Annotated in this window: 20 protein-coding genes and 1 pseudogene; 15 read left to right on the top strand and 6 right to left on the bottom strand. The window is 49.1% G+C overall.

Annotated elements, in window-relative coordinates; all coding sequences use genetic code 11:
* Positions 1-75 precede the first annotated feature (75 nt).
* The 8 genes from L6472_RS06385 to L6472_RS06350 all read left to right on the top strand — a co-directional run bounded on the left by L6472_RS06385 (position 76) and on the right by L6472_RS06350 (position 10,114).
* Positions 76-2,415, top strand: coding sequence for a transglycosylase domain-containing protein (locus tag L6472_RS06385; protein ID WP_237807868.1), 2,340 nt, complete (start codon positions 76-78; stop codon positions 2,413-2,415).
* A gap of 36 nt (positions 2,416-2,451) precedes the next feature.
* Positions 2,452-4,263 carry a dihydroxy-acid dehydratase gene (gene ilvD, locus L6472_RS06380; protein WP_237807867.1) on the top strand — a complete coding sequence of 604 codons (1,812 nt, stop codon included), beginning with the start codon at positions 2,452-2,454 and terminating at the stop codon, positions 4,261-4,263.
* Positions 4,264-4,275: 12 nt separating this feature from the next.
* Entirely contained in the window at positions 4,276-5,982 is a 1,707-nt protein-coding gene (gene ilvB, locus L6472_RS06375; protein ID WP_237807866.1) for a biosynthetic-type acetolactate synthase large subunit, read from the top strand.
* A gap of 20 nt (positions 5,983-6,002) precedes the next feature.
* Positions 6,003-6,569, top strand: a complete 567-nt coding sequence (gene ilvN / locus L6472_RS06370; RefSeq protein ID WP_237807865.1) for an acetolactate synthase small subunit — start codon at positions 6,003-6,005, stop codon at positions 6,567-6,569.
* Between the two features lie 101 nt (positions 6,570-6,670).
* Entirely contained in the window at positions 6,671-7,423 is a 753-nt protein-coding gene (locus L6472_RS06365; protein ID WP_237807987.1) for an acyl-[acyl-carrier-protein] thioesterase, read from the top strand.
* Positions 7,424-7,505: 82 nt separating this feature from the next.
* Positions 7,506-7,970: a GNAT family N-acetyltransferase gene (locus tag L6472_RS06360; RefSeq protein WP_237807863.1), complete on the top strand. Its 465-nt coding sequence runs from the start codon at positions 7,506-7,508 to the stop codon at positions 7,968-7,970.
* A 243-nt stretch (positions 7,971-8,213) separates the two neighbouring features.
* On the top strand, positions 8,214-9,320 hold the full coding sequence (locus tag L6472_RS06355) for a cation diffusion facilitator family transporter (RefSeq protein WP_237807862.1): 1,107 nt from the start codon (positions 8,214-8,216) through the stop codon (positions 9,318-9,320).
* A gap of 14 nt (positions 9,321-9,334) precedes the next feature.
* Positions 9,335-10,114: a ZIP family metal transporter gene (locus tag L6472_RS06350; RefSeq protein ID WP_237807861.1), complete on the top strand. Its 780-nt coding sequence runs from the start codon at positions 9,335-9,337 to the stop codon at positions 10,112-10,114.
* 11 nt (positions 10,115-10,125) lie between these two features.
* Here L6472_RS06350 and L6472_RS06345 read toward each other — a convergent pair whose 3' ends face one another.
* Positions 10,126-10,881, bottom strand: a complete 756-nt coding sequence (locus L6472_RS06345) for an SDR family oxidoreductase (protein ID WP_237807860.1) — start codon at positions 10,879-10,881, stop codon at positions 10,126-10,128.
* A 169-nt stretch (positions 10,882-11,050) separates the two neighbouring features.
* On the opposite strand from L6472_RS06345, the gene L6472_RS06340 reads away from it, so the two are divergent.
* The 6 genes from L6472_RS06340 (at position 11,051) to L6472_RS06315 (ending at position 14,119) form a co-directional block, all read left to right on the top strand.
* A complete protein-coding gene (locus tag L6472_RS06340; RefSeq protein ID WP_237807859.1) occupies positions 11,051-11,326 on the top strand; it encodes a hypothetical protein in 276 nt (91 codons plus the stop codon).
* A 294-nt stretch (positions 11,327-11,620) separates the two neighbouring features.
* Positions 11,621-12,064: a hypothetical protein gene (locus L6472_RS06335; RefSeq protein ID WP_237807858.1), complete on the top strand. Its 444-nt coding sequence runs from the start codon at positions 11,621-11,623 to the stop codon at positions 12,062-12,064.
* Entirely contained in the window at positions 12,054-12,698 is a 645-nt protein-coding gene (locus L6472_RS06330; protein ID WP_237807857.1) for a flavodoxin family protein, read from the top strand. Before L6472_RS06335 ends, L6472_RS06330 begins: the two co-directional genes overlap by 11 nt.
* Before the next feature lie 62 nt (positions 12,699-12,760).
* The gene (locus L6472_RS06325) at positions 12,761-13,306 is read left to right on the top strand and encodes a glutathione peroxidase (protein ID WP_237807855.1); all 546 of its coding nucleotides are present in this window, start codon (positions 12,761-12,763) and stop codon (positions 13,304-13,306) included.
* 8 nt (positions 13,307-13,314) lie between these two features.
* The gene (locus L6472_RS06320) at positions 13,315-13,755 is read left to right on the top strand and encodes a MarR family winged helix-turn-helix transcriptional regulator (RefSeq protein ID WP_237807854.1); all 441 of its coding nucleotides are present in this window, start codon (positions 13,315-13,317) and stop codon (positions 13,753-13,755) included.
* Between the two features lie 142 nt (positions 13,756-13,897).
* Positions 13,898-14,119 carry a GMC oxidoreductase gene (locus tag L6472_RS06315; protein ID WP_237807853.1) on the top strand — a complete coding sequence of 74 codons (222 nt, stop codon included), beginning with the start codon at positions 13,898-13,900 and terminating at the stop codon, positions 14,117-14,119.
* Between the two features lie 18 nt (positions 14,120-14,137).
* Here the strand turns inward: L6472_RS06315 and L6472_RS06310 are convergent, their stop codons facing one another.
* The 4 genes from L6472_RS06310 to L6472_RS06290 form a co-directional block, all read right to left on the bottom strand.
* Positions 14,138-15,265, bottom strand: coding sequence for a DHH family phosphoesterase (locus tag L6472_RS06310; RefSeq protein ID WP_237807852.1), 1,128 nt, complete (start codon positions 15,263-15,265; stop codon positions 14,138-14,140).
* Between the two features lie 20 nt (positions 15,266-15,285).
* Entirely contained in the window at positions 15,286-15,495 is a 210-nt protein-coding gene (locus tag L6472_RS06305; protein ID WP_237807851.1) for a hypothetical protein, read from the bottom strand.
* 493 nt (positions 15,496-15,988) lie between these two features.
* On the bottom strand, positions 15,989-16,189 hold the full coding sequence (locus L6472_RS06295; protein WP_237807850.1) for a hypothetical protein: 201 nt from the start codon (positions 16,187-16,189) through the stop codon (positions 15,989-15,991).
* Between the two features lie 97 nt (positions 16,190-16,286).
* Positions 16,287-21,098, bottom strand: a complete 4,812-nt coding sequence (locus L6472_RS06290) for an InlB B-repeat-containing protein (protein WP_237807849.1) — start codon at positions 21,096-21,098, stop codon at positions 16,287-16,289.
* 72 nt (positions 21,099-21,170) lie between these two features.
* Between L6472_RS06290 and L6472_RS06285 the strand changes: the two are divergent.
* A pseudogene (locus L6472_RS06285) lies at positions 21,171-21,353 on the top strand (transposase); the annotation flags it as partial.
* Positions 21,354-21,552: 199 nt separating this feature from the next.
* On the opposite strand, the gene L6472_RS06280 reads toward L6472_RS06285, so the two are convergent.
* A complete protein-coding gene (locus L6472_RS06280) occupies positions 21,553-21,786 on the bottom strand; it encodes a DUF6088 family protein (protein WP_255777137.1) in 234 nt (77 codons plus the stop codon).
* Positions 21,787-22,298 lie beyond the last annotated feature (512 nt).

The following is a 22,298-nucleotide window of genomic DNA, read 5'->3' as shown; positions in this document are numbered from 1 at the left end:
CTAAAATTTGCTTATATCGGAAAAACTTAGTATTTTTGCGGGCTGAAACGATTGTGAATACAGAGAAAAGAAGATATGAGAAAAAGGTTTGTAATCACCTTGTGGTCAGCGTTGACTTTCATTGTTTTGTCAACTGCAGCATGTTTTTGGGCCATATCAAATGGATATATTGGCTACATGCCCCCCATTGAAGACCTTCAAAATCCTATCAGCCGCTATGCCACACAGGTAATTTCTTGTGATAACAAACTATTGGGAACATGGAGTATGAGCCGCGAAAATCGTGTCATGGTCAACTATTCCGACCTACCAGAAACACTTGTCAATGCATTGGTAGCCACCGAAGATGCTCGTTTTTATGAACACTCAGGGGTTGATTTCTATGCACTGGGGCGTGCCATCATCAAGCGCGGGTTGTTAGGACAGAAGAACGCTGGTGGCGGTTCGACCATCACCCAGCAACTGGCCAAACAGCTATTCAGCGATGTAGCCAAGAACAGCATGGAACGCGCCTTCCAGAAGCCCATTGAGTGGGTGATAGCCGTCAAACTGGAGCGATACTATACGAAAGACGAGATTATCGCCATGTATCTCAATTATTTCGACTTCTTGCACAACGCGGTTGGTATTAAGACGGCAGCCAACACTTATTTCTCAAAAGAACCATCAGAACTGACGCTGACCGAAGCCGCCACACTGGTGGGTATGTGCAAGAATCCCTCATACTTTAATCCTCGTCGCTATCCAGAGCGTTGTCTTGAGCGCCGCAATGTCGTGCTGGGACAAATGCTGAAGGAGAACTATATCACCGAAGAAGAGTTTGACAGCTGCTGTCAGGTACCACTGAGCCTGCGATTCCACGTTGCAGACCACAATGCTGGAAGCGCCACTTATTTCCGCGATTTCCTGCGCCGCTACATGATGGCCAAGAAACCCCAACGCGACAACTATCCCGAGTGGGGATATGTGAACTTCTATCTCGACTCGCTGGCTTGGGAACAAGACCCATTGTTTGGCTGGTGCAACAAAAACAAAAAGCGTGATGGCAGCTACTACAACATTTATACCGACGGTCTGAAGGTCTATACCACCATTGACTCGCGTATGCAACAATATGCCGAAGACGCATGCTATCAGCACGTGGTAGGCTACCTGCAACCAGCATTCAATCAGTCGCTCAAGTATAAACGCAATGCGCCCTACTCCAGTTCTCTATCTGAAGAGGAAGTACAACGCATCCTGCAGCGCAACGTGCGTCAAAGCGAACGCTACCGTGCAATGAAAGCTGCAGGGGCTTCGCAGAAGGAGATAGACCAGGCCTTCAACACAAAGACCGAAATGACCGTCTTCACCTATCGTGGCGAGAAAGACACAATTATGACCCCAATGGACTCTATCCGTTACTATAAGACGTTTCTGCGCACAGGCTTCTTCAGTATGGATCCGAAGAATGGTTATGTAAAAGCTTATGTGGGCGGTCTAAACTTCCAGCACTTCACCTATGACATGGCAACCGAAGGTCGCCGCCAGGTAGGTTCTACCATCAAGCCATTCCTCTACTCGTTGGCCATGGAGAACGGCATGACACCATGTACCGAGGCTCCCAACGAGCAACGCACCTACTATACCGATGCCGGACAAGCATGGACACCCCGCAACGGCAGTCGTTCGCGCTATGGAGAAATGGTGTCCCTTAAGTGGGGTTTGCAGCAGTCAAACAACTGGATTTCGGCCTATTTAATAGACCGTTGGGGGCCCCGAAACTTTGCCGATCTGCTGAAGCGCTACGGCATACGCAATCCAGAGATTGTTCCATCTTTGGCACTATGTCTGGGACCATGTGAGATAACGGTGGCCGAGATGGTCAGTGCCTATACGGCATTTGTCAACCACGGCGTACGCTCGGCACCACTCTACGTCACTCGTATAGTTGATTCCGAAGGTAATGTGGTAGCCGAATTCAAGCCACGCATGAACGAGGTGATCAGCGGCGAGAGTGCCGACAAAATGATCGACATGCTGCGTGCGGTCATCGATGGCGGTACTGGCGGACGTCTGCGCTTCCGATATAATATCACTGCCCCATTGGGCGGCAAGACCGGTACCACCAACAGCAATAGCGACGGATGGTTTATGGGCATTGCCCCGAAACTGGTTTCGGGCTGCTGGGTTGGCGGCGACGATCGCGATATCCACTTCGACTCAATGACCTATGGTCAAGGTGCCTCAATGGCATTGCCCATCTTCGCCATCTACATGAATAAGATTTATGCCACTCCCGAACTGGGTTACACACAACAGGATCAGTTCGACCTGCCTATAGGCTTCAATCCATGTGGCAGCGAGGACGACATGACACCTGTTGACGAGGAGCAAGAGGGGCACAACACTAATATTGGCGATATGCCACAGTAAACAAAAACAATTATTACACGATATAACTAACTAGAGATGAAGCATCCATTGAGAAGTAGCGTCTGCACTGAAGGCAGACGAATGGCAGGTGCCCGCGCCTTGTGGGTGGCCACAGGAATGAAGCGTGAACAATTTGGCAAGCCCATCATTGCTATTGTCAACTCATTCACCCAGTTCGTACCAGGTCACACCCATCTCCACGAGATAGGACAGATTGTTAGAGAAGAGATTGAGAAAATGGGCTGCTATGCAGCCGAGTTTAACACGATAGCCATTGACGATGGTATCGCGATGGGCCATGATGGTATGCTCTATTCGCTGCCCTCGCGCGACATTATTGCAGACTCAGTAGAATATATGGTCAATGCGCATAAAGCCGATGCCATGATTTGCATCTCAAACTGCGACAAGGTGACACCTGGCATGCTGATGGCTGCCATGCGACTGAATATCCCCGCAGTATTCTGTTCTGGCGGTCCTATGGAGGCAGGTCGTTGGCATGGCGAGAATGCCGATCTCATCACCGCAATGGTGAAAGGAGCCGACCCAAGCGTCAGCGATGAAGAGATGGCCCAGATTGAAAACTGTGCTTGTCCGGGGTGCGGCAGTTGTTCGGGCATGTTTACCGCCAACTCCATGAACTCACTCACCGAGGCCATCGGTCTTTCGCTGCCTGGCAATGGTACCATTCTGGCAACCCATACCAACCGCATAGAGTTATTCAAACAGGCAGCACGCCAGATTGTTAAGAATGCCCTTGCCTACTATGAGGATGGCGACGAGAGTGTGCTACCGCGCAACATTGCTACACGCAAGGCTTTTATGAACGCTATGGCACTTGACATAGCCATGGGTGGTTCTACCAATACAGTGCTTCACTTGCTGGCTGTGGCTCAGGAGGCCGAAGCCGACTTCAGCATGAAGGATATAGATGCACTGAGCCGTCGTGTGCCTTGTCTGTGTAAGCTTGCCCCCAACACGCAGAAATACAGCGTACAAGAGTGCAACCGTGCTGGTGGCATCTTAGGCATATTAAACGAACTGAACAAGGGCGACCTCATTGACACCAGTGCACCACGCGTTGATGGAATGACGCTGGGCGAAGCTCTTAAAAAATATTCAATCGTTGACGGTTCTGTCGATACAGAAGCCAGTCGCATATATCACTCGGCTCCCGGCAATCGTTTCTCGACAAAGATGGGATCGCAGTCGGAATGCTATGAAACACTCGACACCGACCGCACTGCTGGTTGTATCCGTGACCTTGAGCATGCCTATACGAAAGACGGCGGTCTGGCTGTGCTCTTTGGCAACATAGCCCAGGATGGCTGCGTAGTTAAGACGGCTGGCGTGGACGAAGCATTGTGGCACTTCGAAGGTCCCGCAGTGGTGTTCGACTCACAGGAAGATGCCTGCGAGGGCATTCTCGGTGGTCGTGTAAAAAAGGGCGACTGTGTGGTTATCACTCACGAAGGTCCTAAAGGTGGCCCAGGCATGCAAGAGATGCTCTACCCCACCTCCTATATCAAATCAATGCATATGGGAAAAGAATGTGCGTTGATTACCGATGGACGCTTCTCTGGTGGAACCAGCGGACTCAGCATCGGTCATATCTCGCCAGAGGCTGCTAGCGGTGGCAACATCGGCAAGATAAAAGACGGTGACATCATTGTGATAGACATACCTTCGCGTAGCATCAACGTGAAGTTAAGCGACGAAGAATTGGCCAAACGTGAGCAGCAGCCATTAAGACGCAACAGAATAGTTTCCAAAGCATTACGTGCTTATGCACAAAGTGTTTCGTCAGCCGATAAAGGTGGCGTTCGCCTTTTAGATCCCCTCAAATAACAGACTTTGACGATGAAAGACAGAATAACAGGAGCAAAGGCGCTGATGCGCGCACTACAGGCCGAAGGTGTAAAAACCATCTTCGGTTATCCAGGTGGTTCAATCATGCCAACCTATGATGCCCTTTTTGATTATACTCGAGGCGAGAAGAAATGCTTCGATCACATATTAGTGCGCCACGAGCAAGGTGCCACCCATGCCGCTGAGGGCTATGCCCGCGTCAGTGGCGAGGTGGGTGTCGTTTTAGTTACGAGTGGTCCTGGTGTCACCAACACACTGACGGGTATTGCCGATGCCATGATGGACTCCACACCTATCGTTGTCATCGCAGGTCAAGTACCAACAAGTGCACTGGGTACCGACTTCTTCCAGGAGGTGGACTTGGTTGGCGTGTCGCAACCTATCTCGAAGTGGAGCTATCAGATACGACATGCGGCCGATGTAGCATGGGCGGTGAGTCGTGCATTCTATATTGCTCGCACAGGCCGCCCCGGTCCGGTGGTGCTCGACTTCACGAAAAATGCCCAAACCGAACTGACAGACTGGGAACCGGCCAAGTGCAACTTTATCCGCTCTTACGTGCCCTATCCGACATTAGACAAAGAAGCTGTACGACAGGCTGCCGACCTTATTAATCATGCTAAGCGACCCTTGGCTTTGGTGGGACAGGGCGTGGAACTTGGCAACGCGCAAGAGGAACTTAAGTGCTTTCTTGAGAAAGCCGATATCCCTGCTGGCCGTACCATGCTGGGACTCTCGGCCCTGCCTTCCAATCACCCGCTGAATGTGGGCATGCTGGGCATGCATGGCAACTATGCCGTCAACCTGAAGGAGCAAGAGTGCGATGTACTTATTGCCATTGGCATGCGCTTCAGCGACCGCGTTACAGGTAGTCTAAAGACCTATGCCAAACAAGCTAAGATTATACATCTGGATATCGACCGCTCAGAGATTGACAAGAACGTGAAGACCCACGTTGCTGTCGTGGCCAACTGCAAGGAGTCGTTACCCGCATTGACGGCATTGGTAGAGGAAGCCAACCACAAAGACTGGCGCGCCTCGTTCCACGAACTCAACGAGAAAGAGCGCCTGAAAGTTATAGAACCAGCCATTCATCCCACCGACGGACCATTACGAATGGGTGAGGTGGTCAACGCAGTGGCTCTGCAGGCCAAAGACGATGCCGTGCTGGTCACCGACGTCGGTCAGAATCAACTCTTTGCCACCCGTTATTTCAAATACCATCACAAGCGCAGCATCTGCACCAGTGGCGGTTTGGGCACGATGGGTTATGGAATGCCTGCTGCCATCGGAGCCACATTCGGTGCCCCTCATCGACAGGTGTGCTGCTTCATGGGAGATGGAGGATTCCAGATGAACATTCAGGAACTGGGCACCATTATGGAGCAGAAAGCTCCTGTAAAGATGATACTGCTGAACAACCACTACTTAGGCAATGTACGCCAATGGCAAGACATGTTCTGGATGCGCCGCAAATCGTTCACGAAGATGATGAATCCCTGCTACGAGGCAATTGCGCAGGGCTACGGCATTGCATACAAAGCTGTCACCGACCGCAAGAACCTTGAAGCAGCCATCAGTCAGATGTTTGCCACCGATGGTCCTTTCATTCTGGAGTGTGCCATCAAGGAAGACGATGACGTGCTGCCAATGACACCGCCAGGCATGAGTGTAGAACAGATGAAGTTGGAGGTCTAATTCGAAGAAGGGAGAAGAAAATGAAGAATGAAGAATATATAAAGGGGAGTAAACTCTACACACTCCTAGTCTATTCCGAGAACGTGGCGGGACTGCTGAACCAGATCACTGCCGTGTTCACTCGCCGACAGGTCAACATTGAGAGTCTAAACGTTTCGGCCAGCAGTATTGAGGGTGTACACAAGTACACCATCACCGCTTGGAGCACCGAAGACCAGATCAAGATAATAACTCATCAGATTGAGAAGAAGATTGATGTGGTCAAGGCCAACTATTTCACCGACGACCAGCTGTTTATCCGTGAAGCAGGTCTATACAAGCTCTCTACAGAAAAGGTGCTGGCCAACCCCGAGATATCGCGTACTGTGCGCCGTTATGATGCCACTATCACGGAGGTAAACCCCACCTATACCATAGTCATGAAGAGCGGTCAGACGGATGCCATCATCGAACTATTCCGCGCACTCGACGCCTTCGATTGTGTACTGCAATACACACGTAGCGGTCGTATCGCAGTGACACGTGGCACACAAGAGCAAGTGAGCGAGTTCCTGGAAGAAAGAGAGCATGCCTATAGCGCAAACTAAGAGTGAAAACACTTAGCAAAGCGTTCACATCTCACATTCTACTTGCACCAACAACGCATTCATGGACAATGGTGAATAGCCATGTCAACGTTCAACATTTAATAAATAAAATGGAGAAAATAGGAAAATACGATTTTATGGCAGAACCCTTCCACTGTGACTTCAGTGGACACCTTTTCATGGGGCATCTAGGCAATCACATGCTTAATGCTGCCGACTTCCACTCGACAGCTCGTGGCTTCGGCATGAAATATCTCATGACCATCCAGCGCTCGTGGGTGCTGTCGCGCTTAGCCATTGAGATGACCGAGATGCCTAGCCAGTACACCAAGTTCAGCGTAGAAACCTGGGTAGAGAATGCCATGAAGTTCTTTACCAGCCGCAACTTCAAGGTCGTGGGCGACAATGGCCACGTTTATGGCTACGGCCGCTCTATCTGGGCCATGATAGACACTGAGAGCAGGCAGCCTACAGACATCTTTGCAATAGACAACGGTGCCATCAACAACTGGATTGAAGCAGACTACCCCTGCCCCATTGACAAGGGAGGACGTGTAAAGATGAGCGCCGACGCTCAACTCGTACACACCATTAACACCTATTATAATGATGTGGACATCAACGGTCACATCAACTCGGTGAAGTATATCGAACACGTGCTCGACCTATGGTCCATTGAGTGGTATCAGGCGCACGCCATCCGTCGTTTCGAGATAGCCTATGTGGCAGAGTCGCACGCTGGTGACACACTGTCGTTCTATCGCGAGCAGACGGGCGAGAATGAATTCTGCGTTCGCATTGTTCGCACCGATGGTACCGAATGCTGTCGTGCAAAAGTAACTTTTGCTTCCTAGACATTGGATGTTTTGAAAATGTTAACTACTGAAGAATAAGCGCTATCTTCTATATACACATCAACAGAACAAGAGAAAATGTATGGTTAGAAAAGCTGAGAGAAAAGACACAGGACGAATCATCGAGCTATTGCACCAGGTGAACATGGTGCATCACAACCTGCGCCCTGACCTGTTTAAACCCCACACCACAAAATACAGTGAAACAGAACTGGCAGAATTGATGGACGACCAAAGCAAACCGATCTTCGTATTCGACAACGGCAAAGTGTTGGGACATGCTTTCTGTCAGGTAACAGAGACAATAAATCACAAGTTGCTTGAAGACATCAAGACACTTTACATCGATGACATCTGTGTAGATGAAACAGCACGCGGACAGCACGTTGGCAAAGCGCTCTATGAATATGTGTATCAATATGCCAAATCGATTGGATGCCACAACATCACACTCAACGTATGGGATGGCAACCTTTCAGCACTGGCATTCTACCGAAGTATGGGAATGAGCATCCAGAAAACAGGTATGGAGCAGATATTGGAATAGAAAAAAGCACCGCACTCGCCCAACGTCCATGATGCAGCGATGGCCGAGTTTCGTGATCTGTGCAATTACAGGTGAGCTACTAACTTAGGTTTGTGACGGCAAAAACAGACAAACAGAAAATCGAAAAAACGAATTAAAGTACTCGTTGCAAAAATTATAGTTTATTCAAAAGTTACAACAAACGTAGGACGTACATTGATAAGAGCAAAAAAGAGTTCAACGACCAATGTTAAATAATTAATAATGAATCGCAATCAAGAAATCATTCGGACCAGTTGGATTGGCATTATAGCCAATGTCTTGCTAGCAGGCTTCAAGGCTGCTGTCGGCATACTTGCCAGTTCGTTGGCTATCGTGATGGACGCCATCAATAACCTGAGCGATGCGCTGTCGAGCGTCATCACTATTATCGGCACCAAACTGTCTCAGCGACCAGCCGACCGCAAACATCCATTTGGGTTCGGACGCATAGAGTATTTCAGTGCCATCATCATAGCAGTCATCGTACTATCAACAGGCGTGACATCACTGATCGAATCTGCCAAAAAGATATTCTCTCCCACCCAGCCTGAATATTCTACGCAGACACTTATCGTGGTCAGCATAGCCATCGTGGCAAAGCTGATACTGGGTCAATACGTGAAGCGTAAGGGACAGTCACTAAAGAGCGATGCCCTGATAGCGTCAGGATCCGACGCCCTATTTGATGCTGTTATCACACTTGCCACACTCTTATCGGCTGGCATCATGCTGTTATGGGACGTGTCACTCGATGGTATTCTGGGGGCACTGATTTCCGTGGTCATTATCAAAGCCGGTTTCGACATGCTGGCCTCACCCATCAACGAACTACTTGGCACAAGTATTCCTACCGAACTGACCCGACAGATTATAAAAGAGGTGTCAAATTATGAAGAGGTCCACGGTGTGTACGACTTGATACTACACAACTACGGTCCGGAGGTAAAAATAGGGTCACTACATGTCAACGTCTTCGACACCATGTCGGCACACGACATTCACGGACTGACCCGCCGCATCACCTCACAGTTGTATGAACACTACGGCATCATCGTCACTGTGGGTATCTATGCTATAGCCACTGGACAAAACCGGCATACCGAACTGCAGTCAAAGGTGATGCAATCGCTGGCTGCCCACAAAGATATCGTACAGGTACACGGTTTTTTCTTCTCGGAGAAAGACAATTCGCTGTCGGTTGATGTAATACCCGATATAGACGTACACGATGAGGCGGCATTCATCCAACGTCTGACCGAAGAGATGAAATTGTTAGTGCCCGATATAAAAGTGAACATCGTGATAGATCACAACTATACCGAATCATAAAGGAGGGAAATAAGATGGTGACAATTACTATAGGACTATTGATACCACTGCTAGGAACCATGATGGGCTCGGCATTCGTGTTTTTCATGAAGAAAGACATGTCTGTAAGGTTGCAGAAATCACTGCTGGGATTTGCATCGGGCGTGATGGTAGCAGCCAGCGTATGGTCACTACTGATACCTGCCATGGAAATGGAGGCTGACAGCGGCAAGTGGGCCGTTATGCCTGCAGCCATCGGATTTCTGTTGGGCATCGGCTTCCTGCTCATAATAGACGAGCTGACCCCACACTTACATATAGGTACCGACAAGCCCGAAGGTGTGCGCTCACACTTGTCGCGTACAGCCATGCTGGCACTGGCCGTCACCATCCACAACCTGCCAGAAGGTATGGCCGTTGGAGTAGTATTTGCCGGAGCCGATAGCAATATAACCAACATCTCACTAGCAAGTGCCGTTGCCGTATCGATTGGTATTGCTATTCAAAATGTGCCAGAAGGTGCCATCATCTCAATGCCGATGCGTGCGGCTGGCAACAGCCGCTGGCGCTCGTTCCTAATAGGTTCGCTCAGCGGTGCAGTAGAACCAATTGGAGCCATTGCTGTATTGATGCTCGCCTCCATGCTGATGCCCGCACTGCCCTATCTGCTGTCCTTTGCCGCAGGTGCTATGTTCTATGTAGTCGTAGAGGAACTGATACCCGAGGCCTCAAGTGGTCAGCACTCAAATCTCAGCACCATCGGCTTTGCCGTTGGCTTTGTGATGATGATGGTGCTGGATGTAGTGATGGGCTAAAAAAAACACCATCACTTTCTAACGATCACGCTGCCACTTGCCTGATGCGTTGCCAATATCAACACCTCAGCTATCTGCACATGCTCAGGAGCATTGGCGGCATAAACAGCTACCTCAGCAATATCATTGCCTGTCAACGGCTTAATGCCTTGATAGACTGTTGCCGCCCTATCGGTATCGCCATGAAAACGAATATTACTGAAATTTGTTTCTACAAGCCCAGGCTTGAGGTTAGTTACTCTGACAGACGTATTTGCCACATCTATACGCAATCCATCGCTAAGAGCCTTCACAGCAGCCTTAGTGGCACAGTACACATTTCCACCAGCATAGGCAGCATCGCCAGCCACCGAACCAATATTAATGACATGACCACGATTGCGCACTATCATGCCTGGCACCACCAGACGAGTCATTAGCAGCAACCCCTTGATATTTGTATCTATCATTGTTTCCCAGTCGTCAAGGCTACCTTCATATTCGGGTTCAAGTCCCAGTGCTAATCCTGCATTGTTCACCAACACATCAATATCGCGCCATCCAACAGGCAATGCCTCAATACATTTTTTTGCTGTTTCACGATCACGCACATCGAAAGTCATTGTCAACACCTCAGTTTCCTTGGAACTGAGTTCCTGACGGATAGCCTTCAGCGCCTCCTCGTTTCTCCCAGTAAGAATCAGTTTGTCACCATTCTCTGCAAATTTTCTGGCACAAGCCTGCCCAATTCCGCTCGTTGCACCAGTAATCAATACTATCTTCTTCATTATTATATGATTCAATTTATACTTACCAGCCTAATCGCATGCAAAGATACTAATAATCCAAGAATAATTGGCACTATTCACTTTATTTATGAAATGTCGTTAGCGATATTAATTTAAATTTCATACCTTTGCAATCAAATAACAAACACAAATTGATCAACATACAAAAATGAAAGAAACTCATAAGCAAACAATTTACAAAATCAGGAACTGGCTACAGTCATTGTCATTTCGAACAGGCGTCATTGTACTGCTAAGCTGCATTCCTTTCTATATCCTATCTTTCGCCCAAATGCTGTTGCCTATCAGCGTAACAGCCAAAGGCATCCTGTGGACCGTACTCTTTGGAATGGCCAAAACATGCCAATACGGTGGACTCACTATCCTAGGGGTAGAAGGATACAAACGTTTAAAAGCTGCTATATGGCGAACACCACAGAAATAGTCGTAGAAACCTCAACTCATACGTATTAGAACAAAAAATACATCTATTTAAATTACGTATGTATAGGCATACGAACATATATAAAAAGGTTTGATATGACCATTCAAATAGAAACAACGCATCTATCAATATCTCCAAGTAAGTGCTTTTAATACAACTTGTTGGAAATAATATATCGCGAGCGATATTTGTTAAATACTTATAAAAATCAATTTAAATCGCTTGCGATATATATATAATTTCATATCTTTGCATCGCAATCAAGAAGTTCAACGCAATTAAAGATTAAAGAATATGAAATATGTAAAACTTATAGCTCGTTTGGTATTAGGTTTCTTTATGACCTATGCAGGCACAGCCCACCTAACAATAGCACGTCAGGAATTTGTGGCACAGGTTCCCACATGGATTCAGTTTACGCCCGCATTCACTGATTTTGTGGTATTAGCCTCTGGTGCCATTGAAATAGCACTAGGACTATCCATGATATTGATGTTCAAAAAGTACCGCCCCATAGTAGGTGTAATGCTGGCCCTATTCTATATATTGATATTCCCAGGCAATATCAATCAGTACGTGAATCATATAGATGCTTTTAATCTGAACACCGATAATGCCCGATTCATTCGTCTATTATTCCAACCTGTCCTCATTGCATGGGCACTGTGGTCAACCGGTGGATGGAAATATTGCAAACAGCTGATACAAAAACAACAAAATAAAGAGAATGGAAACTAATAAGAAACGAATAATGGTTATTGACGGCGGTCCACGTAAAAATATGAATACGGCCGCCATGTGTGAGAAATTTGCCGAGGGAGCTCGAAACGCTGGAGCCGAGGTGAAAGTAGTAAGACTCTACGGAATGAATTTTAAAGGATGTATGTCGTGCATGGCTTGCAAGCTGAAAGACAAAGCCACCCACATCTGTAAGTTCAAAGATGAGTTGACACCAGTACTTGAAGAAATAGCTGCCGCCGATGGAATAGCATTGGCATCCCCCATTTACTTTGGCGGTGTTACAGCAGAGATGCATGCCTTCCTTGAGCGTCTGGAATTCCCTTGGCTCTCATACAACGACTACAGTCTCACAGCACCTAAAAAGATGCCAGTAGTACTCATGGAGACAATGAATGGTACACCCGAGCAAAACAACAGTCAAGGTTTTGGGGCAAAAGAAATGTGTCTCAGCGTAGCACTCGGACAACCAAAAAAACTTGTAGCCTACAACACCTGTCAGGTGAAGAACTACGATAACTACGAGTTGGCGATGTTCTCTAAAGAGGGCAAGCAACAGTGGCGCGATGAGCACTGGGAGAGAGATTTACAAAGCGCATACGAAGCCGGCAAGCGCATGGCAGAAGCACAATAACACAAAAACAAAGATTTACTGGGAATTAATGGTTTATATATACTATTTAAATGATTAAAACGATGAAAAAGATTTATGATTTCAAGGCTCTGACGAGCAAAGGCAAAGAAATAGATTTCGCACAGTTTCAAGGCAAGGTCCTGCTGATTGTCAATACAGCCAGCAAATGCGGATTCACACCACAGTTTGCAGGACTCGAAGAACTGAATCAGAAGTACAAGGATCAGGGACTCGTCATCATTGGATTCCCCTGCAACCAGTTCAAGGAACAGGATCCTGGCAACGATAGCCAAATAGAAGAATTCTGTCAGGTCAACTATGGTGTCACTTTCCAGATCATGAAGAAGATCGATGTTAATGGTGATGCTGCAGAGCCTATCTTCGAATACCTCAAGTCGCAGGCTCCCACAGAGGAGTACAAAGGACTCAAAGCCAAGGCTACACGCACATTACTCAAAAAGCTGAGCACTAGCGTAGAGAAAGACAGTGACATTCTGTGGAACTTCACAAAATTCCTAGTTTCTAAGGATGGTGAAATCATCAAACGCTTTGCGCCCACCACCGATCCAAAAGACTTCGATAAAGATATAGAAGAAATGCTTCGATAAAGAGAAAAATGCACGCAGAATTACAACTAAAGAATCAGATATGCTTCCGACTTTACACGGCTGCCAGGCTTATCACGCAAGCCTACACGCCGATGTTTAGCACGATGGGGATCACATATCCACAATATCTGGTGCTGATGGTGCTGTGGGAAAACGACAGTCAGCCGGTGAACGATATTGCTCGCCGGCTGCTTCTTGAGACCAACACGGTCACTCCACTGCTCCAACGCATGGAGAAACAAGGATTAGTGATACGACAACGTGGCAAGGAAGACAAGCGCCAGCAGATTGTCAGTCTGACCGAGAAAGGGCGTGATATGGAGGAACAAGCCATCAGAATCATCCCCACTGGCATGAGCGAAGAGATGAGTATGTGCCCTCTCAAGCTCGAAGACTATCAGCGTCTGGCAGAGGAACTTGACGCGATTATTGATACGCTCAAGAAATAAGGAGTACAAATTTTGGATCGATTATTATCTTATATTGTTCGAATCATAGTGTGGCTGTCGAAATTCGCCAAACCGCTGTCACGCTTAGGACTTTACCAATACGAGGAGTACACAGAGGGCCAGCCTCTTAAGATACTGCTTGTTGGTTACAACGGAACAAGACATTTTCCTGGGGACACTCAATGCCGGACATCCTGGTGGCATGTTGCCACTCACCGAAGCCGAAGCACAAACACTCCATTCACCACATCTGCCCGACAATCTCTATGTCTGCGATGCCTCTCTTCTGCCTCAGTCTCTTGGTCTGCCCCCCATTCTCACCATCATGGCATTGGCCAAACGCATTGCGAAACAAATACTTTAGATCAACCACATTCTATACTTAATTACCAGTCAGCACTTCAGTGATGCGCGGCACAATCTGCTTGCGTGAGAGTTTCTCGGATGTATAGCAGACGCCCTCACGCAACGACGCTCCGAAGATGGCCTCAGCCATCTGCTTGGCGCCTTCACCATAGTATATAAAATAGGTGCCATTCTCCACGTAAGGCCGTTCGGCACGGTCGTCACCCGTGTTCTCCACCTTGTTGTCGATCTTTGCCACAAGCATCTGCCGTCCTCGCTGCCGCATCACTTTGGGCATGACTGCCAGCATGCGGTCAATGAAGGCTTCCATCTGGCTCTGCTTGCAGACGAGACTGCCGAAGCCAAGCTGATGGCCGCTGATCTCGTACTCCTTGTAGTCGGAGAGGAAAATCTCGGCATCGGTCATGCCGGTATAGTCGGTGGCGGCATCCTCCATGCCGCGGTTCAGGCTGACCACAGAGTCGGGGCTGATGGCCAACTGTGCGGCAAGGGCCTGTAATGCCGTGGAGTCGATGGCCTGCGTGGTGGTTTTCGACAGGTTGCGCGTGTCGCTGATGATGCCTGCCAGCATGATGCGGGCGGTCTCGTCGTCGATGGTGATGCCCTGTTCCTTATACATCTCGTAGATGATGGTGTTGGTAGAGCCAATCATCTCGCGGCGCACGAAGGGGATGCCGCTGTCGGCTATGTCGCCCTCCACATGGTGGTCTATCTTCTGCAGGATAACGGCCTCACGGGCACCGTCCACACACTGGGCATAGTCGGTGTGGTCGGTCAGGATGAGCCGTGTCTGCGGCACCACGCTCGACTTCAGTTCGGGCAGCTCGAAGCCGAACACGTGAGCAATATAGGCCGTCTCGCGGTTCATCCCGCTCGACACCTTGGCCTTGCAGTTGTAGCCCATCAGCCGCATCAGCCTGGCATACGACAAGGCCGAGGTGACGGCATCCACGTCGGGTGTCTTGTGACCATAGACGAAGCATGTGTCCGTGCCCCAGTCCAGTGTTTTCAGCAGTGCGCCGAACTCCGTTTCATGGCCGGGCTGCGGAATCACCGCATTGTCATCGTTCGAACAGGATGTCCATACAAAGAGGCTGCTTGTCAGGGTGGCAGCCACCATCCATTGCATGATTTTTCTCATCATCTTTCTGACTTTTAAATTATTTACTTCTTGAATAACTGCTCACTTGCTCCTTCTAAGGAGTATGTCTTTCTCTCTCCCTCGACATTGAATGTCAGGACAGACTTCTCGGGGCTGACCTCAAACACACAGGGAGCACGACCATCATAGGAATGCAACTGTTGCCCCCACGGGGAAGCCGCAGCATACAGGAATTCATATTCTGCCAGATGGGCTGTTAGCATTTGCTCCACGCTGTCTGACTGTAGATACGCGCACGGTTCTTTATGGATAGCACAATGGCCGCTACTATTATTATATATGTATAGAGTTTGCCATAATTCGTGTGCAAAGGTACTCAATTTTCGCCAAAAAAACCTAACACTTTGCGCTTTTTAACCCGATTGCAGCGTCATTTTGCCTTTTATACAGCGCCTCAGAACTCTTTCGACATCAGACTCACGATAGAGTATGTTACCCTTCATGCGGATATAAGGCAAGATTCCTTCGTTGCGATAATCACAATGGGCTGACAAGGCAGACTATACCGAGTTCCTTTACACCGATGAGTCGGAACATCAAGGGGAGATTGAAAGGTTGTGGGAGAACAGATGCAAGCGACTGGCAAAATAAAAAGAACTGCGGCATCGTGTCGCAGTTCTTGGCATTGCGTTTTTACAAGAGCCTCCCCATCGCTTGTGGTTGCAAACAGATGGGGAGGCATACTATTTTGATTTTTATCGTTACTTATTCCCAATCGTCCTTTTCGTCCCAATCATCCCAGACGATAGGGTTGTGCTGGCGGGCACGGGCGGGGCCGTTGCCGCCGCCGTCATAGTCCATGCCGGCATTGCCGCTGACACTTCTTACATCGCTGGTGCAGATGATGCCTTGCTGCTGTAGCTTGACCACCTCTATGGTGGGCTTCTGATATTCTTGTTTCTTCATTGTTCTCTATGATTTATTGTTTCTTTTTGTCTAAGGACTTTCGAGACTGTCCTTGGAGTCCGTAGAGTCCGTAGAATTTATTTTTATTCTAAGGAGTTTACTTCACTACTACTTTCTTGCCTCCGTGGATGTAGATGCCACGCTGCGTCGGCTGCCCGTCGAGCTTGCGACCGTCAAGGGTGTACCACTCTGAAAGTGAAGAGTGAAGAGTGAAGAGTGAAGAAGGTTCAGCTCGGCGGCCCGAAGGGGAAAGCCAATTTGCTTCCGCACTGACTATTCCCGTTGCCTCATCGTCGCCACGCTCGGCTTCGCCGCTTTGCTCGTCAAAGAAGTTCAGATTGAAGGCGCGAATCTGCTTCGCATTGCTGCCCGACACAGGCTGGCCGGCGGTGATGCCGTCGGCCAGCTGGAAGTAGGCGCGGTGGGTACCGATGGTCATGGCGGCATTGGGATAGTAGAGCGTGTTGCCGCTGCCAAGGTAGAGCTTGGTGTTGTCGCCCTCGCTGCCGATGCTGACGGGGGCGTAAGTGCCGGTGAAGGTGAGCACGCCCTCGATGGTGGCGTCATGCTTGGCATCGCTGACGGTGACGCCCTCAAAGACGGGGTTTTCAATGTCCGTGCCGCTCTCGTCCCACTTGATGATGAACGGTGTGCCGGCGGGGATGGTCGTGGCGGCGTCGAAGTTCAGTGTCAGCGTGCCGTCGGCGAAGTTGCTCGTCGTAGTGTTCAGCGTCATGGCCTGCACACCGTCGCCGCTGAGGATGCCGCTCGCCGTGATCACGTCGAAGGGCAGGCACAGGGTGTTCCAGGAGCCGTCCTTGAAGAGCGTGCGGCCACTGAGGGTCACGGCATACTGCTTGCCGTCGCCCGATGCGCTGTCGATGATGTCGGCGTTCTTGCTTCCCTCGGGCTGAGCACTGTCATCATCGAGCAGAATCAGCGCATCCCTCCAGTAGGCCGTCACTGTGATGGTCTGCACATCGTACTCGCTCCAGATATACGGCGCGGTGAAGTAGTCGCCGGGCTGCTTCTCTGCGTCAGGCTCGCAACTGGCCACCCAGTGGTCGAACACCTTGCCTAGGGGAGCGATGAAGCCGCACGCAGGCAGATAGTATCTACCAGCATTTCCATCATCGTTGGCCACGGTGTCATCGTCCATCGTGCCTGTGCCACCGTTGGCATCGAACACGATGGTATGGTGCAGCGCTACAAAGGTGAACGTGAAGGTCTTCTTGCCGCCCCAGTCGCCTGTACCTTTGACGGTGGCCTGATATTGCTCTCCAACAACATAGTCGTAGGTGCCAATGTTGGGGTCGAGTTCAATGGTATAGTCCGTTTCGAACGTCAACTTCGTATTGCCATTCCACACCTCCACGTTGTTGCTGAGTGGATAGTAGGGGCCATAGCCGTCATCGTAGGCTTCCAGCGTGCCCTTGATTTCGAAAGTGGCGATGTCCCATCCCCACTGTGCATAGAGCATGACGTTGCCGTTTGCCTCGTCGGTCAGGTTATATACCTCTTCTTCGTCATAGTAGTTTGTGCCGCTGCCGTCGGCCTCGGTGTTCCATCCGCTGAAGCCATAGCCCGAACGGGTGAACGTGTTGGCGGTCAGTGCCGCCCAGTCACCGTCGTAGGTCAGCAGCATCGGCTCCATCGTGCCCTCGCCGCCATTGGCATCAAAGGTAACGGTGTAGGTACGGGGCGCGATGGTCACGCTGACCGTCTGCGCATCTACCGCATTCCAGTTGTCGCTCCCCTCCACCTTATAATATACGGTGTAGGTTCCGCCTTTTGTTGCCGTGGGAATGTCGGTGGAATAGTTCGTACCGTCGAGGCTGTAGGTCATTGTGCCGAAGTCGGTTGTACCTGCTGATACGAGTGCATGTTCCGAACCGTTATAGATGAGATTGGTTACAGCTGCCGGGGCTGTGATAGTCGGCGTGGCCTTGGTGATGGTGAATGTCATTATCACCGTGCCGAAATAGAAGCCCTTGCCCGCGATGGTCACGGTGGCAGTTCCTGCATTTGTATTGTCGGAATAGCTTACTGTATAGTCCGTATCTGCCGTCATATTGCTGACTGTGACTGTCGGCTCAATGGCATTGCCCGTATAGGTTTGTGCGTCGATGGCGGCAATCTCTGGCGTCACGTCGGAAAGGCTGACCGTCACATCGCTTGCAGGCATGGTCAGCGACACAGTTCCTGCTGCCGAAGTTTCTGCAAGAGTTCCTGCCGTCGTGGTGAACTTCTTGATTCCCGTGGTAGGAGCCTCTGAAGTGAATGTGATGTTATCGTCTTGCCTGCCGAAGTGGTAGGTGTTAGCCGCCGTGTGGCCGACGGTGCGGATGTTGCCCGTCATGATGATGCCGTCGGCGAGCGTGATGTTATAGACGGTGACCTTCGTGCCGTTGGTGTAATACTTGTTTGCTGGCTCGTTGGTATAGTAGCAATTCGTGATATTGTCACTGCCTCCAGCAATTGGCCCCATATATGCACTATCTCCAACCTTGCTGACAGTGGCCGTCGTAAAACAATCTTGTATCGTACCTGAATAGAAATGTCCCGCAATTCCACCAGCTTGTCCGCCGTAACCGCACGTGACCGTACCGCCAATAACAGCGCAGTTAATAATACTGCCACTTGACATACTACCTGCAATACCGCCTGCTCTTGTTCCAGTGAAGCTACAATCCTTCAGATTGACATTTTTTATCGTACCTTCCAGATTTCCGAATAAGCCAGACTCACCGAAGCCCGTAGTTGAATGGCTGAGATTTAAGATTACATATCCATCGCCGTCGAACGTGCCGTTAAATGAATTGCTGCTGCCGATTGCCGTATAGTTCACACCGCTCATATCGATGTCAGCAGTCTGCTTAAATAGCATATCTACTGTTCTGCCCCCGCCGTTGACGTAAGAAGCAAGGGCATTGAGAGCATTGGCTCCGTCAATAGCATAATAGCCTGGATTGTCTCCATCTCGGGGAACATAAGTAAGACCGCTGATATTGAGGCCTCCGTCGGCATTGGCTTGTTCCACCACGGGCGTTACGGTCACATTGGCATAAGGCATCGTGAACGAGAAACTTCCCGTCCACCAGCCGCCACTGACGCTGATGTTCTTGTCTGTATCGTAGGTCACGGCAACGCTTTTTATCAGATATCCGCTATTAGGAGCAGCGGTCAGAGTTACCACCTCTCCAGCCTTAGCACTCGTTTTCGATGGATTCACTGTGCCATTTGGCGTGCCCGCGATTGTCACGGAAAACTCCTGACTGGCGTCAACAAGCGACACTGTGAGGTCAACGCCTTCGCGTGTGGTCAGCGTTTGGTTGTCTCCGATAAACTCAAACGTCAATTGGCGGCCTGTAATCATTGTTGGTGGAATGGTCACGTCTGGGCCCTCGTATCCTGTAGAATATACATTACTCAAAACACTCCCGTTTTCATCAGAGACATTGAGTATTCCACAATGATACCATGTCTTCACCGTTCCTTCGATTACAAAAGCATATCCCGATGGGGCTGTCAGTGTGATTTTTCCATTGCAGTTGTTGGAATAGTTGCCGTTGGCACCGCCATTGTCATAAAGCTTGAATGACTTTACGCCGCTTGGTATCGTTCCTGTCTCCGTCCCCGTTGCTGGTATGTTGACAGAAAACTCGTTGTTGGTATTCGCAATTGCGGTAAAGGTCGGCGTGACGGTAACGTCGGCATTGGGCATGATAAATGTGGCTGTATTCACTTGCTTGTACCATGGCTGATAACTGATGCTGACGGGATTGGTCCCGTCGGATGCCGTTACTCCGTTCAGCAAGTAGCCGCTGGCAGGCGATGCTGTTAGGGTAATCTCTTGGTAAGCTGTCGCGCTTGGCGGATTGGCCGACATAGTGCCGCCGGAGACACTTGCAATGTTGATGCTCCGAGTAGGCAACGACTCCTTTGTCTGCACCTTTATGTCCTCGGCGGTGACGGTGTATGTATAAGCGCCGCCCGCTCCCCTGCCGACCGCTGTTCCGTTGCAAAATATCGGGTCGGCGGTTTTTCCTGACTCAACCGCCACGGCGAAGGTAACCTCTGTTCCTGCGGTATAGTATTTATTGCCGCTGAAGGTTCCGACTGCTTCGGTGGAAGGCGTAATGGATGTCACGCCGCCGTTTTCTACCGCCACAAACTTGTAGATTCGAGTGCCCTGCTCCCAGCCTTGGCTGTCGGAAGTGGTATAAACATTGGTGATGGCACCGCTACCAGCGCTTGTTATCATGCCACCAGTAGGGTTGATAATGTTCACAACACAGTTGCGGATAGTTCCGCTATTACTATAGGCCACGCCACCTGTATTATTGTAATTTCCCGAATGCCTATTAACACGTCCCGAAATGGTGCAGTCTTCAATAGTACCCTTGTTTTCTTTTGCCACAATGGCAGTATAACTACCTTGGCCGTTAACGGTGATATTCTCGAAATGGGTGTTCTTGATTGTACCCTCGTTAATCCAGAAGATGGCACCGAGACAGTTGAAGTTATATATCATCTTAATGTCTGTGATGGTAGCGTTTTTGATGGTGTGTCCGCAGCCATCGAAAGTGCCTTTGAAAGGTTTTGAATCCTGTCCCCAACCGCCTCCTAAATTGAAGCCAACTGAGTAGTCTCCATTGAAGGTTGTACTTGTAAAGTCGAGGTCGGCTCCCAGCGCTACGGTCATACCGCTGTAGTCTGTGCCGTCAGCAACAGCGCGTGCAAAATTTTTCCAACCATCAATTGTGGTGATGGTCAGGTCTGCTGCCCTCGCCGTCTGCGCGGTCATGGTGAGCAGGAGTGTGGCGAGCAGCATTATAGCAGACCTACTCACAAAGGATGCAGGAAGTATCCTCCTAAAACTGTCTCTCAAAATTTTACTTATCATCATAATATTTATTTTTAGAGATCTAAAGAAATTTTTCTCATAGAATGCAATAACTTGCGGCTGGTTGACAGCATCTACGATGACAAAGCGACAGCCATGTACGACAGAGAGGATGAAATCCTCAACTACTTTGTCAACAGGTCGGCCAATGCATCGGCAGAATCGCTCAATGCAAAAATCAAGGACTTCAGGGCTCAGCTAAGAGGTGTTATTGACAAGAAATTCTTCATCTTCAGACTGGTTAAGATTTTTGGTTAATCCACGCGGTTATACAGGTGACCCATAAAGTTGCTGATATATTTTACGCTTCATAATGATGTCATCCGCACCTTTTTGCGATTTCTGGACTTCCATATTTTACACCTTTTTGAGATTTTACACGGTGCAAATATACACCTTTTTGAGATTTTCCGCAAGAGTTTTGACGGAAAAGCATAAGATATTTGATTATTTTAAGTCATTTTGTTGACCTATTCGTCGTATTTTCCGTGAACAGTTGTCCAATCCTCGCTTCAACATCCTGAGTGATGTTATGCTCACCAATGCTGCGTAATGCCTGTACCAATTCTGGCATCAAACGTCCTCGGAATGCAAAGTTCTTGGGAGCCCCAAGTTTCAGTGTCACTGTTCGATTCCCTAATTTCAATTTTCGCCCAGATCCGGTAGTCAGAAAAATAGCAATTTCTTTCACTAATTCGTAAGCCGAATGGTAAAGGATGCCAAAACGTGTCTTACGTGCCTTAACATACACTCTTTTGGCTATACGCGTAACCAATCCGTCTTTCTCAAATATGGCGAGTAGCTTGGTGACGTACTCGACATCATATTGGGGAAAAGATGAAATAAAGAATATCTCACCGAACTTACAGCGAGCAAATACAGAGTCTGAAAAGGGTCGTTTTTAAAGTCTAAAAGCACGTTTTCTAATGTCTAGAAGAGGCGTTTCTAAAGTCTAAAACCGAAGCTATTATTTCTGGTCTAGCCCCTGGATGCTCTACATCCAGCCCTTAGAACAACCGCATCCAGGGGCTAAAACGACCCGTTCCAGGGGCTGGATGCGCCACATCTAAGGGCTGGACGAACATCAAAAGTAAAGCTATGACAACGCAAAAGCGGAACTATAACAAGACGAAAGCAGCACTATGACAGTGCGAAACTGTTCCTATCCCGACCAACAACCCCACCCCGACCCTCCCGAGGGTC

Source organism: Prevotella sp. E13-17 (assembly GCF_022024035.1).
Lineage (GTDB): Bacteria > Bacteroidota > Bacteroidia > Bacteroidales > Bacteroidaceae > Prevotella.
The sequence above is the reverse complement of the archived record's forward strand: the minus strand, read 5'-3'. Positions and strand labels throughout refer to the sequence as shown.

Excerpts from the sequence above, each read along its gene's own strand:
- L6472_RS06385 (WP_237807868.1), top strand. The coding sequence starts at position 76 with ATGAGAAAAAGGTTTGTAATCACCTTGTGGTCAGCGTTGACTTTCATT.
- ilvD (WP_237807867.1), top strand. The coding sequence starts at position 2,452 with ATGAAGCATCCATTGAGAAGTAGCGTCTGCACTGAAGGCAGACGAATG.
- ilvB (WP_237807866.1), top strand. The coding sequence starts at position 4,276 with ATGAAAGACAGAATAACAGGAGCAAAGGCGCTGATGCGCGCACTACAG.
- ilvN (WP_237807865.1), top strand. The coding sequence starts at position 6,003 with ATGAAGAATGAAGAATATATAAAGGGGAGTAAACTCTACACACTCCTA.
- L6472_RS06360 (WP_237807863.1), top strand. The coding sequence starts at position 7,506 with ATGGTTAGAAAAGCTGAGAGAAAAGACACAGGACGAATCATCGAGCTA.
- L6472_RS06355 (WP_237807862.1), top strand. The coding sequence starts at position 8,214 with ATGAATCGCAATCAAGAAATCATTCGGACCAGTTGGATTGGCATTATA.
- L6472_RS06350 (WP_237807861.1), top strand. The coding sequence starts at position 9,335 with ATGGTGACAATTACTATAGGACTATTGATACCACTGCTAGGAACCATG.
- L6472_RS06345 (WP_237807860.1), bottom strand. The coding sequence starts at position 10,881 with ATGAAGAAGATAGTATTGATTACTGGTGCAACGAGCGGAATTGGGCAG.
- L6472_RS06340 (WP_237807859.1), top strand. The coding sequence starts at position 11,051 with ATGAAAGAAACTCATAAGCAAACAATTTACAAAATCAGGAACTGGCTA.
- L6472_RS06335 (WP_237807858.1), top strand. The coding sequence starts at position 11,621 with ATGAAATATGTAAAACTTATAGCTCGTTTGGTATTAGGTTTCTTTATG.
- L6472_RS06330 (WP_237807857.1), top strand. The coding sequence starts at position 12,054 with ATGGAAACTAATAAGAAACGAATAATGGTTATTGACGGCGGTCCACGT.
- L6472_RS06325 (WP_237807855.1), top strand. The coding sequence starts at position 12,761 with ATGAAAAAGATTTATGATTTCAAGGCTCTGACGAGCAAAGGCAAAGAA.
- L6472_RS06320 (WP_237807854.1), top strand. The coding sequence starts at position 13,315 with ATGCACGCAGAATTACAACTAAAGAATCAGATATGCTTCCGACTTTAC.
- L6472_RS06310 (WP_237807852.1), bottom strand. The coding sequence starts at position 15,265 with ATGATGAGAAAAATCATGCAATGGATGGTGGCTGCCACCCTGACAAGC.
- L6472_RS06295 (WP_237807850.1), bottom strand. The coding sequence starts at position 16,189 with ATGAAGAAACAAGAATATCAGAAGCCCACCATAGAGGTGGTCAAGCTA.
- L6472_RS06290 (WP_237807849.1), bottom strand. The coding sequence starts at position 21,098 with ATGATGATAAGTAAAATTTTGAGAGACAGTTTTAGGAGGATACTTCCT.